The sequence below is a fragment of the Plantibacter sp. MPB07 genome (genome assembly GCF_046619465.1).
Taxonomy (GTDB): domain Bacteria; phylum Actinomycetota; class Actinomycetes; order Actinomycetales; family Microbacteriaceae; genus Plantibacter; species Plantibacter auratus.
The window spans coordinates 3,207,477-3,222,687 of record NZ_CP177043.1 but is presented as its reverse complement, the minus strand read 5'-3'; the positions used below and the strand labels follow the sequence as shown (position 1 = coordinate 3,222,687).

The window sequence follows — 15,211 nt, the reverse complement described above, 5'->3', positions numbered from 1 at the left end:
TCTGACAGCGACCGACGCCCCTCCACAGGTCCCAATAGAGGGGACATCGGGGAGGGGCGACAGACGTGGGTGGCCCATCGGTTCCTGCCCTTCGACAAGCTCAGGGACCGGGGCCGGGGAACGGGTGTCACCAGATGGTGACGCGCTCCTCAGGGGCGAGCCAGGCTGCGTCGGACTCCGTCACGCCGAACGTCTCGTAGAAGGCGTCGATGTTGCGGACGATCTGGTTGCACCGGAACTCGTTCGGCGAGTGCGGGTCGATCGACAGGAGGCGGATGACCTCGGCGTCGCGACCCTTCTGCTGCCAGGCCTGAGCCCAGGAGAGGAAGAACCGCTCTGCACCGGTGAGACCGTCGACGACCGGCGGCTCCGCACCCTCGAGCGAGAGCAGGTACGCCTTCCAGGCGATGCCGAGCCCGCCGAGGTCGCCGATGTTCTCGCCGATCGTGAGCGCACCGTTGACGTGGTGGTCGGGTACCTGTGCGGGCGCGAGGGCGTTGTACTGCTCGATGAGCGAGGCGGTGCGCTCCTCGAAGGCGGCGCGGTCGGCCTCGGTCCACCAGTCGGTGAGTCGGCCGTCGCCGTCGAACTTGGAGCCCTGGTCGTCGAAGCCGTGGCCGATCTCATGCCCGATGACCGCCCCGATGGCACCGTAGTTGGCGGCGGCGTCGCGGCCGGCGTCGAAGAACGGGTACTGGAGGATCGCGGCGGGGAAGACGATCTCGTTGAAGCCTGGGTTGTAGTAGGCGTTGATCGTCTGCGGCGTCATGAACCACTCATCGCGGTCGAGCGGCTTGCCAATCTTCCCGAGCTCCCGGTCCATCTCGAACCGGCTGGCTCGACGGACGTTGCCGAGCAGGTCGTCGGCTTCGAGCTCCAACGCCGAGTAGTCGCGCCACTTCACGGGGAAACCGATCTTGGGCGTGAACTTGTCGAGCTTCTCCAACGCCCGCGTGCGGGTCTCGGGGCTCATCCACTCGAGGTTCTCGATGCTGTCGCGGTACGCCTCGACGAGGAAGCCGACGAGGACGTCCATCTCGTCCTTCGACGTGGCGCCGAAGTGCCGGTCGACGTAGATGCGGCCGACGGCCTCGCCGAGCATGCCCTCGACGAGCGAGACGCCGCGCTTCCAGCGCTCGCGCTGCTGCGGCGTGCCGGTGAGGGTCTTGCCGTAGAAGTCGAAGTTGGCGCGACCGAACTCCTCGGAGAGGTACGGTGCGGCACCGTGGACGACCTTCCAGGCCAGCCAGTCCTTCCAGGACTCGAGCTGCTCGTCGACGAGGAGCTCCCCGAGGCCCTCGAGGAAGCTCGGCTCGCGCACGACGATCTCGGCGAACACCGCGTCGGCGGCGCCGATCGCATCGCGCCAGACGGCGATGTCCGGGCCGTCGAGGTCGGCGCCTGCGGCGAGCGCCGCAGCTTCGTCCCACGAGTAGAGGTTGTACGTCTTCTCGCTGTCGCGAGTGGCGACGTTGTCCCAGTGCTTGGACGCGATCGCCGTCTCGAGGGCGAACACGCGGTCGGCACGTGCGGCGGCGTCGTCGATGCCGGCGAGCTCGAACATCGTCTGGAGGTGTGCGCGGTAGGCCTCGCGGATCTCGGCGAAGGTGTCTTCACGGAAGTAGGACTCGTCGGGCAGCGTGATGCCGCCCTGTTCGGCGAAGACGAGGTACCGCTCGGGGTTGCCCGGGTCGTTGTCGACGAAGAGCTGCAGGAAGCCGCCGACGCCCTCCGCCTCGAACTCGCCGGACAGGCGGAGGAAGGACTCGATGGAGTCGACCGCTGCAACGCGGGCGAGCTGGTCGGCGAGCGGGGTCGCTCCGAGGGCGTTGGCCCGGTCGACGTCCATGAAGCTGGCGTACAGGGCGCCGATCTTCACGCCCTCCTCGCCGTCGGGGTTCGTCTGCGACTCCTCGATGATGTCGCGGACGGCGTTCTCGGCGTCTTCCGCCAGCTGGTGGAACGATCCCCAGCGAGCTTTGTCATCGGGGATCTCGGTGCGGTCCATCCACTTGCCGTTCACGTGGCGGAAGAGGTCGTCCTGCGGCCGCACGGCCGGGTCGAGTTCGGAGCGGTCGATGCCGGAGGCGAGCTGCGCGTCAGTCATGCGGATCAGCCTAGCGACGGCACCTGACCACGGCTCGGGTGTTCTCTCAGAGCGGGCGTGCCGCTCTGGACCGAGTCCTGTGGAGGAGCGTCGCGAGCGCTTCGGGGAACGAGGGACTACCGTTGACCCACCCGGCCGGAAGGAGCCCGCGTGGACTGGTTGGCCGACTTCCCGCCCGGCGTCCTGCTCCTCGTCGTCTTCCTGGTCGTCGCGGTCGAAAGCCTCGGCGTGCCGTTGCCGGGAGAGACCGTGCTCATCGGGGCGACCCTCCTCGCCGCGTCGAGCGGCCTGAACCCGGTGTTTGTCGCCGCCGCGGCCGCCGGTGGTGCGATCCTCGGCGACTCGATCGGGTACTGGATCGGCAAGCGGTACGGCCGGCGGCTCCTGTCGGTGCTGAACCGCAGATTCCCGAAGCACGTGGGGCCGAAGCGACTGGGCGCCGCGGTGCACCTCATGCGGCGGTGGGGGCCGTGGGCGGTGTTCGTCGGACGGTTCATCGCCGTCCTCCGCATCTTCTCCGGACCGCTCGCGGGCATGTTCCGCATGACGTACCCGCACTTCCTCGTCGCCAACGCGGCGGGTGGCATCGCCTGGGCCTCGCTCGTGGTGACGGTCGTCACCGTCCTGGGGAGTGCCGCGACCGAGTTCCTGCACCGCTTCTCCTGGGCGGCGCTCGCGTTGGCCGGTGCCGCGGCCGTCGTGATCGCGGTGGTCGTCGTGTTCCGGATCCGTCGTCGGGCCGCCCGGCCGGCCGCCGATCGCGCGCCCGTGTCGATGACCGAGGCGGAGCTCGACGAACTGCTGTCGCCATCCGGGTCGGTCCCGGCTACGACCGACGCCGACGTCCGCATGGACGCGCCGACCACCCGGGCCGCCAGCTCGGCCCCCGTCCGCACCGATCTGCGCGCCGCGATCGCCGTCGTCCTGACGCCGCTGCGCTGGGCCCTGCGGACGACCCCCGCGACCACCGCCTTCGTCACCGTCTTCGTCGCCCTCGGCGTCGTGACCGGTGGCCTGTGGCGCCCGATCGACCAGACCGCCTGGTACCCGGCGTTCGCGTACGGGGTGCCGAGCCTTGAAGCCGGGCGCTGGTGGACGGTCCTGACAGGCATGTTCATCACCGCCGACCCGCTCGCCTACCTCGTCGCGATCGTCGGCGCGGCCGTGTTCGGCGGGTGGGTCGAGGCCCGATTCGGCACGCTGCGGGCGTCGGCGATCTTCGTGGCCGGCCACCTCGTCGGTATTCTCGGCGCGCTCGGTGCGGCCCTGGCGTTGGCTCGGCTCGACTGGCCGTGGGCGCAGTCCCTCGTGACGACGCTCGACGTCGGTCCGAGCTGCGGCATCCTCGCCTGCGTCGCGACCGCGACCGCGTTCATGCGTTCCCCCTACCGGCTGCGCTGGCGGCTGCTGCTCCTGTCGTGGGTGTCGATCGCGCTCCTCTACGTCGGGAAGATCGACGACCTCGAGCACTTCATCACGACGGTCGTCTTCGTGATCGTGGCCCGCCTCCTCCTCGGCGAGCACCGGTCGACCCCGCGACCCACCATGCGCGACTGGCGGCTGTTCGCCGTCTCCGGACTGCTCGTGATCGGTGCGGTGCAGCTGCTCGTCACCCTCGTGCCGCTCGACGGGCCGCTCGGTTCGACCACCCTGACGCAGGGCTCGATCCTCGACGTCGGGGTCGACACCATCGCGATCCTGGTGATCGCGAACTGGCTCCGCCGTGGTCATCGCTGGGCCTGGTGGGCGGCGATGGTGCTCACCGTCGGCAACCTCCTGGTCACGCTCGCCCTCATCGCCCTCGCCTGGCTGGCCCAGGTGCCGGTCGTGGCGTCGACCATCTGGATCTCCGCGAGCGTCCTGTGGGTGGGACAGGCGGTGATCCTCGTGCTGTCGCGCCACGCGTTCCGGGTCGCGGCGAACCAGACCAGGCGACGCCTGCCCGGGGCGATCGGTCCGGGTGCGCGGCGAGCGCGCGCCAAGGCGGCGCAGCTGCTGCGCGAACACGGCGGCGGACCGCTGGCGGCCTCGGCACTCCGACCCGAGAACCGGGTGTTCGTCACGGCCGACGGTGGACACGCGGTCGCCTACCAGCAGCATGCCGGCGTCGCGCTGGCCCTCGACAAGCCGATCGGCGACCCCGGCGGTGCAGTCGCCGCGGTTTCGGCGTTCGCGACGGCGGCCGAGCAGGAGGGGCTCACACCGGCGGTCTTCGCCACCCGCGACGCGCGCATCGTGCCCGAGGGGTGGCGGGTGTCGCCGCTCGGTCGAGACCTCGTGCTCGACCTCAGCGGGGCTGATGCATCAGAACCCGCTGGTCCGGACGATGCGACGGGAGCCATCGGCGCGGATCCGACGACCTCGATCCTCCTGGCCGCTCGCGAACTGCCGTGGGAGCTCCGTAGCCAGATCCGCGCGCTGTCGTCGGTGTGGGTGTCCGACCGGCACGTGCCCGAACTCGGTCTCACCGTGGGTTGGAGCATCGACGCCCCCGATGGCGACGACCGGGAGCCGACCGCGGTCCGGGTCTCCGTCGTGACGGACGCCGCAGGCACCGTGCTCGCGGCGGTGTCCTGGTTGCCGATCCCCGGCGCCGGCGGCACCGTGCACGGGTGGGCGCTCGACGCGGTCCGTCGTGCTCTGCCGGACGACGACGCCGACACGGCTGCGGGTGCGAGTGCGGGTGCACCGTCGGGGGAACACACCAGCCGAGCCGTCGAGCGGGCCCTGACCGACGCCTGCCGACGATTCGCGTCCGAAGGCGCAGCCATGGTCTCGTTCGCTGCTTCCGGGCTGGCACAGGACGGCACCGAGCCCGACGGCGTCGCCGTGCGCACGATGGCCGGCATCGCCCACCGGGTCGATCCGCTCGTCGGCTTCGCGGAGATCGCCGACGTCGCCGAGCGCCTGGGCGCCACCGCCGTGCCGCTGTTCCTCGCCTGCCGCGAGGACGCCGACCAACCGCGGGTCGCCTACGCCGCCGCGGCCGGCTTCCTCACGGGCATCCGTCTCCGCGACCTCCCTGGCCTGAGCGGGTCGCTGCTCGCGCGGTAGGCCGTCGACTCGTCCCGTCTCGGACGGCGACGCGGCGTGTCACCACCCGCGGCTAGGCTCGGCGGGTGACCACGGGACAGGACAGGCGACGGCTGCGGCCCGTCGACCGCGACATCCTCCGGCTCGCGGTCCCGGCGCTCGGGGCGCTGATGGCGGAGCCGCTGTTCCTGCTCGCCGACTCCGCAATGATCGGCCACCTCGGCGTCGTGCCGCTCGCCGGCCTCGGGGTCGCGAGCGCGGTCCTGCAGACGGTCATCGGACTCATGGTGTTCCTCGCTTACGCGACGACGCCTGCGGTCGCCCGGCGTCTCGGACACGGCGATGAACGCGGCGCGGTATCGCTCGGGGTGGATGGGCTCTGGTTGTCGCTCGGGCTCGGTGTCGTGATCGGTGCGGCCGGATGGTTCCTCTCGCCCACGCTCGTCGGGCTGTTCGGCGCGACGGATGCCGTCGCCCAGCAGGCCGACACCTACCTCGGCATCTCGATGTTCGGCATCCCCGCCATGCTGCTCGTCTTCGGTGCGACCGGGCTCCTCCGCGGCCTGCAGGACACCACCACGCCCCTCGTGGTCGCCGGCGCCGGGTTCGCCGCGAACATCGGCCTCAACTTCCTCTTCATCTACGGCCTCGACCTCGGCATCGCTGGATCCGCCATCGGCACCGTCATCGCGCAGTGGGGCATGGTCGTGGCCTACCTCGTCGTCGTCCTGCGCCATGTGCGGCGGACGGGAGCGAGTCTCCGCCCGCACCGCGCCGGCCTCGGTGGGGCGGCCCGTTCCGGCGGGTGGCTGTTCCTCCGCACCGTCAGCCTCCGTGCCGCGATGCTCATCGCCGTGTTCGTCGCGACCGACCTCGGGACCGACGAACTCGCCGGGTTCCAGCTCGTCATGACCCTCTTCGCCACCCTCGCCTTCGCGCTCGACGCCCTCGCGATCGCCGCGCAGGCGCTCGTCGGCAAGGGGCTCGGGGCCGGCGACGTCGCAGGTGTGCGTGCCGTCCTCGTCCGCTGCCTGCAGTGGGGCGTCGGCTCGGGGATCGTGCTCGGCCTGGTCATCGCGCTCGCGAGCCCGGTCATCGGCCTGCTCTTCACGAGCGACCCCGACCTCGCGGCGCTCATCGTGCCCGCGATCATCGTGCTCGCCGTCACCACCCCGCTCGGTGGCGTCGTCTTCGTCCTCGACGGCGTCCTCATCGGCGCCGGCGACGCGAAGTACCTCGCGATCACCGGGCTGCTCAACACGCTCGTCTTCCTGCCGTTCGCGCTCGCGGTCCTCGCCTGGGCACCCGGCGGGCAGACCGGGCTCACCTGGTTGGCGCTCACCTTCTTCGTCGGCTATCTCGGCGCGCGCGCGACCACCCTCGGGCTCCGCGCCCGCACGACGGCGTGGATGCGCACCGGGGCCTGACGGACAACTGGGGAGTTGTCCCCATTGAGGCGGCCTCCTCGGTCCCCCATCCTGGACCTGAGCATCCGTCAACGCTCACGATTCCAGGGGGAACCACCATGTCACTTCGCTCCGCTCACCACCGTCTCCGCGTCTCCGCGGTGACCGCCGTCGCCGTCATCGGGCTCTTCGGGCTCGCCGCCTGCAGTAGCGGCGACGCGCCGGCCGACTCCGAACCCTCGACGAGCGCCACGACCGCGCCCGAGGCCACGGAGGACGCTGCCCAGGAGGAGCCGGCATCGGGCGCGACGAAGTGCACCGAAGAGCAGGTCAACACGCTCAGCGCCGCCAGCGGCGTCGCGGTCCCGGCGGCCGCTGTCGCCGCGGCGAAGGCCACCTTCGCTCCGGCCGCCGTCCTCGGCGACCTGCCGACCGTGTGCATCCTCAGCTACGAAGCGGGTGACGCCTCGGGCAGCTACGCCGTCCTCTCCGGCGGCGCTGCCTCCCTCACCGCAGCGGCCGCGAACGCGACGGCCGGTGGCGCGAGCGTGACCGAAGCCGCCGGCACGTTCACCGGATCGCTCGACGGGCTGACGATCATCGGGATCCCGTTCACCCAGCTTACCCAGGAGACCGCCGGGTTCGAGAACGTCGAGGACCTCGTCGTCGTCGTCTCCACCGCGGCGCTCGGCTGAGCCGCCCCAGCGTCACGCCAGCGCCCATCCACCCTCGTCGGGTGGGTGGGCGCTCGTGCTTGTCGACCCACCGAGCAGACGCGGCGGAGAATCAGGCCGCTCGCGCATCAACCGATCGGTGGATACGAGGATCAGCCCCTCCACCGCTACCGGTGCGCGCCGCAGCGGACGAGCATGGACACCATGAGCACACGACCGATCATCGAGGTCCGCGAGCTGCGCAAGCAGTACGGCGATTTCACCGCCGTCGACGGGGTCTCCTTCGACATCCACCCGGGTGAGACCTTCGCCCTCCTCGGCCCGAACGGCGCCGGGAAGAGCACCACGATCGAGATCCTCGAGGGCTACCGGCACCGGACGGGCGGCGAGGCGAGCGTCCTCGGTGTCGACCCGACGAAGGGCGGTCTCGACTGGAAGGCCCGCCTCGGCATCGTCCTCCAGTCGAGTGCTGAGGCTGCCAACGTCACGGTCCGTGAGCAGCTCACACAGTTCGCCCGGTACTACGCGGACCCGCGGGATGTGGACGAGGTCATCGAGGCGGTCGGGCTCACGAGCAAGGCGGGCACGCGCATCGGCAAGCTCTCGGGCGGCCAGCGTCGTCGGGTGGACGTCGCGCTCGGGGTGGTCGGCCGCCCGGCCCTCCTCTTCCTCGACGAGCCGACGACCGGGTTCGACCCTGAGGCACGTCGGCAGTTCTGGGAACTCATCCGCTCGCTCAAACGCGACGGCACGACCATCCTCCTCACCACCCACTACCTCGACGAAGCCGCCCAACTCGCCGACCGCGTCGCCGTCATCGCGGCGGGTCGACTCGTGGAGATCGGCGCGGTCGACGAGATCGGCGGTGCCGAGGCCCGGATCCCCGTGGTGCGCTGGCGCGACGAGCACGGCCTCCATGAGGAACGGACCGAGGTGCCGGCCGCACGGGTCGCCGATCTCACGGAGACACTGGGGGGAGAGCCGCGCGACCTGGAGGTCATCCGTCCGAGCCTCGAGGACATCTACCTCGGGCTCGTCCACGCGGCCGACGGCGCTGCGTCGTCGACCACCCCATCAGCAGCACCGTCACCGGCCACGACGGTCACCATGACAGGAGTCGGCGCATGACCACCATCGACCGCACCACCAACGCGCTCGTCCCGTCACTCCCCCACGGACGCACCCTCCGACTCGGTGCGAGCCGGATCGGCTATGAGACCCGCATCTACTTCCGCTCCGGCGACCAGGTGTTCTTCACCTTCCTCTTCCCCGTCGTGATGCTCGCGATCTTCTCGACCGCGTTCAGCGCGATGGGGAACGTCGGTGAGGCACCCGACGGCACCGGCGGGGTCAGCCAGGCCGCCTTCTACCTCCCCGGCATGATCGCCGCCGGCATCCTCCTCTCGGGCGTCCAGAACCTCGCGACCGACATCGCGACGGAGAAGAGCGACGGCACGCTCAAGCGCCTCGGCGGCAGCCCGCTCCCGGTGATCTCCTACTTCCTCGGGAAGATGGGGCAGGTCCTCGTCACCTCGGTACTCCAGATCGCGCTGCTGCTCCTCGTCTCGCGGTTCCTGTTCGACGTCACCCTGCCGACCGAGCCCGAGCGGTGGCTCACCTTCGCCTGGATCTACCTGCTCGGCATCGCGACGTCGGCCGTCCTCGGTATCGCCCTGTCGGCGCTCCCCCGCACCGGCAAGAGCGCGACGGCCGTCATCATCCCGATCGTGCTCGTGCTGCAGTTCATCTCCGGCGTCTACCTCTCGTTCACGATGCTCCCCGAGTGGCTGCAGAACGTCGCGAGTGTCTTCCCGCTCAAGTGGATCGCGCAGGGCATGCGCTCCGTCTTCCTGCCGGAGGGGTTCGCCTCGCAGGAGCCGTCCGGTGGCTGGGACCTCCCGACGGTCGCGCTCGTCCTCGTCGTCTGGGCGATCGTCGGCCTCGTCCTCACCCGCCTCACCTTCCGCTGGGTCCGCCGCTCCTAGCCCGTGAACTGTCAGTTCCGGTGGGTGTACGCCGCCGGAACTGGCGGGAAGTGACAGTTCGCGAGCAGGGATGGGAGGGTTGGGACATGGACGGACGACGGTGGTGGGATATCGCGTTCGGCGCGGGGTGCGTGATCGTCGGTGCGCTCGTGAGCGTCAGCGCGGCAGGGGCACCGGAGCGGACCGTCGGCGTCTGGATCGTGCTGGCGGCGCTCTGCCTCGTCTACTACACGGCCGGGCGCCGCACCCTCGAGCGTCCGCAGGGCGGGCTTTGGTTCGCGGTCACCCTCATCGCCCTCACCGCAGTCGGGACGGCGTTCTCCCCGAACGTCCTGACCCTCCAGTGCCTCGTGTTCCCACTGCTGTGGGTGCTGACGCCGAACACCCGGAACGCGATCATCCTCAACATCGCGAGCGCCGCGGCCCTCGCCGTCGGCTTCATCGTCGGACAAGGTGCCGCCCCGGAGGCGATCCTGCAGGGGCTCGCGATCCAGAGCGTCTCGCTCGTCTTCGCGTTGTCCCTCGGGCTCTGGATCACCCGGATCGCCGAGCTCGGCGACGAGAAGGCACGACTCCTCGTGAGTCTGCAGACCGCTCAGGCGGAATCGGAACGGGCGAGCCGGGAGGCCGGAGCGGCCGCCGAACGCGAACGCATGGCTCGCGACATCCACGACACCATCGCGCAGAGCCTCACGAGTGTGGTGCTGCTCGCGCAACGCGCCCGCTCCGAGGTCGGTGAGACCGTCGCGGGCACGCCGGACGCCTCCCCGCTGGACGGTCGACCGATCACCGCCCTCGACAGCATCGACCTCATCGAGAGCACGGCACGCGACGCCCTGCGCGAGGCGAGATCCCTCGTGGCCACGCTGGCCGCGATGCCGGCCGCCGACACCACCCTCGGTGACAGCCTGCGGCGCCTGGGCGAGCGGTTCAGCCGTGAGACGGGCGTGGTCGTCGAGGTCGACGCCCCGTCAGAACGGTTCGAGCGAGCACCCGAGGTCGTGCTGCTCCGGAGTGCCCAGGAGGGTCTCGCGAACATCCGGAAGCACGCCGCCGCCGACCGCGTCGAGCTGGTACTCACCGTCGACGACGGCTGGGCCGAACTGCGGATCTCCGACGACGGGGTCGGGATCGCGGACCCGGACGGCGCGCTGCTCGGGACCAGTCCGGGCGCGGGCTTCGGGCTGCACGGCATGCACGACCGGGTGACGCTGCTCGGCGGAACGGTGGAACTCACGAGTGCCGCCGGAGCGGGGACGACGGTGCTGGTGCGAGTGCCGGTGACGATCGAAGCGGGCCCTTCGACAGGCTCAGGGACCACGAACGGCCTCCCGGTCGGCAGCCCTTCGACAGGCTCAAGAACCGTGGAGGACGGACGATGACACGGATCAGGATCGTGGTCGCGGACGACCACCCCATCGTGCGATCGGGCATCGTCGCGCTGCTCGGGCGCGCGGACGACCTCGAGGTCGTGGCCGAGGTGGCGGACGGCGCTGCGGCGGTCGCGGCGGCCGAGGAGCACCGGCCGGACCTGGTGCTCATGGACCTGCGCATGCCGGTCCTCGGCGGTGCGGAGGCGACGGCGCGCATCGTGCAGCGCGCGCCAGGCGTCCGGGTGCTCGTGCTGACGACCTACGAGACCGACGACGACATCCTCGGCGCGATCGAGGCCGGAGCCGGCGGCTACCTGTTGAAGGCGGCGCCCGAGCAGGAGATCCTGGCCGGCATCCGTTCGGTGGTCGCCGGTCAGACGGTGCTCGCGCCCACGATCGCGGCGACGCTCGTCGGCCGCATGCAGGGTGGGACCCCAGCCCGCCCGCAGCTCAGCGCTCGCGAACTCGAGGTCCTGGCGCTCGTCGCCGCCGGCAACAGCAACCGGGCGATCGCGGCGGCACTCTTCATCTCGGAGTCGACGGTGAAGACGCACCTGCTGCACGTCTTCGAGAAGCTCGAGGTGGCCGACCGGACCAGGGCCGTCACCCGTGCACAGGAGCTGCGGCTGCTCTGAGCCGGCGCACGAGGCTGCGGGTCCGTTCAGTCACCTCGGGGCACAGGACGCCGCACGTGCGTGCGCAGACCCACCACGTCGAGGACGAACTCGCAGAACATCGCGTTCGCCCAGGAGAACCAGGGGCGGGTGAAGGTGTCGGGGTCGTCCTTGTGGAACGACTCGTGCATGACCCCGGTGCCGGCGTCGGTCCGCAGCAGCGTGTCGAGCAGGCGGGCGCGATCCTGCTCGTCCTGCGAGGTGAGGCCCTCGATGGACAGGGCGATCGGCCAGATGTGGTCGTCGGGCGTGTGTGGGCTCCCGACCCCACGGGCGGCGGACCCGACGAAGTAGCTCGGGTCGTCCTCACTGAGCAGGAACCGTCGGGTGGCGAGGTACCGGGCGTCGTCGGGCGCGCACCAGCCGAGGAACGGCAGCGAGAGCAGGCTCGGCACGTTGGCGTCGTCCATCAGGAGCGCGTTGCCGAACCCGTCCACCTCGTAGGCGTAGACGTCGCCGTACTGATCGGTCGTCACGACACCGTGGGCGTCGATCGCGGTCTCGAGCTCGCGTCGGAGCGCACCGGCCTGCGCGGCGAGTGCCGCGTCGTCGAGCACATCGACAGCGATCGATTCGACCCCGGCGAGCGTCACCGCAGCGAAGAGGTTGCCCGGAACGTTGTAGCCGTATCGCCCTGCGTCGTCGCTCGGCCGGAACCCCGACCACGAGAGCCCGGTCCACGCCGTCTCCGGCCCGAGTCCGTCGCGGACGAGGGTGTCGGAGAGCGGGGCGTCGAACCGCTGGAACCGGTACGGCGAGCGCTCCTCGTGGTGCTGTTCGACCCGCCAGACCTCCATCGCCGCGACGACGGCGGAGCGGTACCGCGCATCCAGGTGGTCGCGGCGCCCCGTCGCCAGCCAGATGTCGTGTGCGAGCTGGAGCGGGTAGCAGAGCGAGTCGATCTCGTACTTGCGTTCCCACACCCAGGGCGACGCGTCGGTGCGGTCGTCGCGGTGGCCGTGTCCGTTCGGTTCGGCATTGAACGCGTTCGCGTAGGGGTCGAGCGCGATCGCGTCCAGCTGCCGGCGGTTGACGGCGACGAGCAGCTCGGCCAGCTCGGGGTGGTCGGCTGCGAAGTGGAGATAGGGAGCGAGTTGGGCGCTCGAGTCGCGCAACCACATCGCGGGGATGTCGCCGGTGAGCATGAACACGGTGCCGTCCGGCATGGGCGTCATCGTGCTGTGCAGGGTGTCGGCGAAGCAGCGCTCGAACATCTCGGCCACCCGTTCGTCACTGCGCTCCCGCACAGCCGTGGTCACCTCGGTGATGAGTTCGTCGATCCAAGCGGTCATGGGGCTCCACCGTCAGACGTCGCCGCGTGGTTTCGGGGCGTCCGGCTGTTCCGCCGCGTAGGCGGACTGGCCGGTGGCTCCGGGCTCCCCTGCGGGGATCGGGACGAGATACGCCGCGGTGCCGTAGGCGGTCAGCTGCGTCCACGCACCGCCGATGTCGGTGGTCTCGAGGCGCATCGCGAGGACCGCGTTCGCGCCGCGCTGTTCCGCGTCGGCCACCAGGCGTCGCATGACCTCCTGGCGGGACTCGAACAGCAGCTGGGTCATCCCCGGGACCTCGCCGCCGCCGAGCGCCGAGAAGCCGATCGACATCGAGGAGCCCCAGTCGCGGGCTCGCACGGTGAGCCCGACGACCTCGCCGAGGACGGCGTCGATGCGGTGTCCGGCGACGGTGTCCGTCGTCACGACGATCATGCGGTGGCCGCCGTTCCGGCCAGACGCGACAGTGCCGCGAGCGAGAGCGCTGCGATGCCGGTGTCGAGGGTGGGGTGGATGAGCGGAGCGAACTTCGAGGAGTGGTTGCCGGGGAGGTCCTGCTCCATGCGCCCCGAGGCGTAGGCCGCCGCGAAGGCCTGTGGGTCGGCACCCCCGAGGATCCAGTAGACGATGGGAGCGTCGGCGGCCGTCGCGAGCATGCCGACGTCCTCACTCCCCGTGACGAGACCGGGGTCGACGACGCGGTTGGCACCGAACGCGTCGGCGAACACCGCCGTCACCGCGCCGGTCGCCGCGGGATCGTTCACGAGCACCGGGAAGGCCTCGGTGTGTTCGATCACCGGTTCCCGCTCGGCGCCCGATGCTGCGGCCTCGGCCCGGATGATGCGCTCCATGGAGCCGACGACGCGGTCGCGCACGTGCGGTTCGTAGCTGCGGATGTTGACGCCGATCTGCGCGGTGTCGGGGATGATGTTGTTCTTGGTGCCGGCGTGCATCGTGCCGACGGTGAGCACCGCGGTGTCGGTTCCGGCGACCTCGCGGGACACGATGCTCTGGAGTCGGACGACCGCCGACGCCGCCATCACGATCGGGTCGATCGTCGACTGCGGGCGGGATCCGTGCCCGCCGCGGCCGTGGAAGGTGACGCGGTAGGCGTCGGTCGCGGCGAACGACGGACCGGCGTGCGTGCCGACGACACCGGCCGGCAGCGGACCGACGTGCTGGCCGAACACGATGTCGGGCTTCGGGACTCGTGCGTAGAGGTCGTCGTCGACCATCGCCTGCGCCCCGCCGCCGGCTTCCTCGGCCGGCTGGAACAGGACGACGAGTGTCCCGGACCAGGTGTCGCGCCGTGCGGCGAGCAGTTCGGCGGCTCCCAGCAGACAGGTGACGTGGACGTCGTGGCCGCAGGCGTGCATGACCGGGACGTCGTTGCCCTCCGGATCGACCCCGCGCGCGACGCTCGCGTAGTCGAGGCCCGTCTCCTCCAGGACGGGCAGGCCGTCCATGTCGGCCCGCAGGAGGACCGTCGGTCCTTCGCCGTTCTCCAGGACGCCGACGACACCGGTGCCGCCGATCCCCGTCGCGACCCCGTACCCGAGGCCGGTGATGCGATCCGCGACCAGGGCGGCCGTCCGGTGCTCCGCGAAGGAGAGCTCCGGATTGGCGTGCAGATCCTGGTACACCGGTGCGAGCGACACGGCGAGCGATGCCGCCTCCTGCTGGACGAGTGCTGCGGTGGCGATGGGCTGGTCGGTCATGGGTCTCCTTCGAGCGTCGCCCCCAACCCTACGTGGCATGCCGTCCGTATCGTCGGCCGGGCGCCGGCTCGGGCGATCAGCCGCGATCGCCGGCGCGTCGCTTCCGGACACCGACGACCACGAACACGACGGCGACGGCCAGCGCGATCGCGGCGACGCCGAACGGCCCGATCGTGCCGAGCAGCGCACCGAAACCGGCTCGCCGTCCGGTGCTCCGTCCGGCGACCTCGTCCCAGATCGGGGTGAAGCAGAGCACGGCGACGAGCACGCCGATCCCCGCACCGACGAACCACCCGAACGGTGAACTCCCCCACTCCTCGACGGACCATTGCGATGGGGTCTCCGGTTCGCCCGGCTGAACCGGTTCCTGCTCCGGCTGCTGGCCAGGCTGCTGCCCGCCGCTCATCGCTTCCAGACCGTTCCGCCGGCGCCGACGTCGGAACCGCCCACGGAGACGCCCGTCACTTGGAGGCCATCGGTCGAGGACAGCGGCACACAGACCGTGATCGTCTCGCCGCCGACGAGGTCCTCCGCTGCCGTCGTCGGATCGTCCGGTGTCCCGGTGCACTCCGTGAGACCGATGAACGACGTCTCGAGGAAGCTCCCGTCCGACAGCTCGGCGAAGACGTTGTTCCAGGGCAACGCGAGCACCTCGGCGGTGGCGTCCCCCTCGTACGCGAACTCGATGGAGGCGAAGTAGACGTCGTCGTCACGACCCATCTGCGCGGTCACCTCGGCGGGTGCCTCGTCGAGCGAGGCGACCGTGACGGCGAAGTCCTGATCGTCGTTCCCCGCGATCTTGGCGGGCAGGGTCACGGTGGCCGTCTCGCCGACCGAGACGGAACCGCTGGAGCAGCCGACGAGGGTCGCGGCGAAGACGAGCGCAGCACCTCCTCCGACCAGGCGCGGGAGCCGGCTCATCGATCGTGTGCGGTGCGTCATGTGGTTCGTCCTTCTCCTGGCACGGACC

At 70.8% G+C, this 15,211-nt stretch carries 13 protein-coding genes; 7 read left to right on the top strand and 6 right to left on the bottom strand.

Features of this window, described 5'->3' with window-relative positions:
• Positions 1-127 precede the first annotated feature (127 nt).
• Positions 128-2,107 (bottom strand): M13 family metallopeptidase, encoded by a 1,980-nt coding sequence (locus ACLIME_RS14900; protein WP_411557389.1) that lies wholly within the window; start codon positions 2,105-2,107, stop codon positions 128-130.
• A 150-nt stretch (positions 2,108-2,257) separates the two neighbouring features.
• On the opposite strand from ACLIME_RS14900, the gene ACLIME_RS14895 reads away from it, so the two are divergent.
• From ACLIME_RS14895 to ACLIME_RS14865, 7 genes are all read left to right on the top strand, one after another.
• Entirely contained in the window at positions 2,258-5,161 is a 2,904-nt protein-coding gene (locus ACLIME_RS14895; RefSeq protein ID WP_411557388.1) for a rhomboid family intramembrane serine protease, read from the top strand.
• A 149-nt stretch (positions 5,162-5,310) separates the two neighbouring features.
• Positions 5,311-6,567 carry an MATE family efflux transporter gene (locus ACLIME_RS14890; RefSeq protein WP_411558800.1) on the top strand — a complete coding sequence of 419 codons (1,257 nt, stop codon included), beginning with the start codon at positions 5,311-5,313 and terminating at the stop codon, positions 6,565-6,567.
• Positions 6,568-6,665: 98 nt separating this feature from the next.
• Positions 6,666-7,241 carry a hypothetical protein gene (locus tag ACLIME_RS14885; protein WP_124767954.1) on the top strand — a complete coding sequence of 192 codons (576 nt, stop codon included), beginning with the start codon at positions 6,666-6,668 and terminating at the stop codon, positions 7,239-7,241.
• A 183-nt stretch (positions 7,242-7,424) separates the two neighbouring features.
• Positions 7,425-8,348: an ABC transporter ATP-binding protein gene (locus tag ACLIME_RS14880; protein ID WP_411557387.1), complete on the top strand. Its 924-nt coding sequence runs from the start codon at positions 7,425-7,427 to the stop codon at positions 8,346-8,348.
• Positions 8,345-9,205 carry an ABC transporter permease gene (locus tag ACLIME_RS14875; RefSeq protein WP_411557386.1) on the top strand — a complete coding sequence of 287 codons (861 nt, stop codon included), beginning with the start codon at positions 8,345-8,347 and terminating at the stop codon, positions 9,203-9,205. The genes ACLIME_RS14880 and ACLIME_RS14875 overlap by 4 nt, the downstream gene beginning before the upstream one ends.
• An 86-nt stretch (positions 9,206-9,291) precedes the next feature.
• Complete coding sequence (locus ACLIME_RS14870; RefSeq protein ID WP_411557385.1) at positions 9,292-10,587, top strand: sensor histidine kinase; 1,296 nt, start codon at positions 9,292-9,294, stop codon at positions 10,585-10,587.
• Positions 10,584-11,213 (top strand): response regulator, encoded by a 630-nt coding sequence (locus tag ACLIME_RS14865; protein WP_411557384.1) that lies wholly within the window; start codon positions 10,584-10,586, stop codon positions 11,211-11,213. The genes ACLIME_RS14870 and ACLIME_RS14865 overlap by 4 nt, the downstream gene beginning before the upstream one ends.
• Positions 11,214-11,239: 26 nt before the next feature.
• Here ACLIME_RS14865 and ACLIME_RS14860 read toward each other — a convergent pair whose 3' ends face one another.
• The 5 genes from ACLIME_RS14860 to ACLIME_RS14840 form a co-directional block, all read right to left on the bottom strand.
• Complete coding sequence (locus tag ACLIME_RS14860) at positions 11,240-12,544, bottom strand: glycoside hydrolase family 125 protein (protein WP_411557383.1); 1,305 nt, start codon at positions 12,542-12,544, stop codon at positions 11,240-11,242.
• Positions 12,545-12,556: 12 nt separating this feature from the next.
• Positions 12,557-12,958 (bottom strand): YbjQ family protein, encoded by a 402-nt coding sequence (locus tag ACLIME_RS14855; protein ID WP_079704464.1) that lies wholly within the window; start codon positions 12,956-12,958, stop codon positions 12,557-12,559.
• Positions 12,955-14,241: an amidohydrolase gene (locus ACLIME_RS14850; protein ID WP_079704463.1), complete on the bottom strand. Its 1,287-nt coding sequence runs from the start codon at positions 14,239-14,241 to the stop codon at positions 12,955-12,957. The genes ACLIME_RS14855 and ACLIME_RS14850 overlap by 4 nt, the downstream gene beginning before the upstream one ends.
• Positions 14,242-14,317: 76 nt before the next feature.
• Positions 14,318-14,647 (bottom strand): hypothetical protein, encoded by a 330-nt coding sequence (locus ACLIME_RS14845; RefSeq protein WP_411557382.1) that lies wholly within the window; start codon positions 14,645-14,647, stop codon positions 14,318-14,320.
• Positions 14,644-15,183: a hypothetical protein gene (locus tag ACLIME_RS14840; RefSeq protein WP_411557381.1), complete on the bottom strand. Its 540-nt coding sequence runs from the start codon at positions 15,181-15,183 to the stop codon at positions 14,644-14,646. Before ACLIME_RS14840 ends, ACLIME_RS14845 begins: the two co-directional genes overlap by 4 nt.
• Between the last annotated feature and the right edge of the window lie 28 nt (positions 15,184-15,211).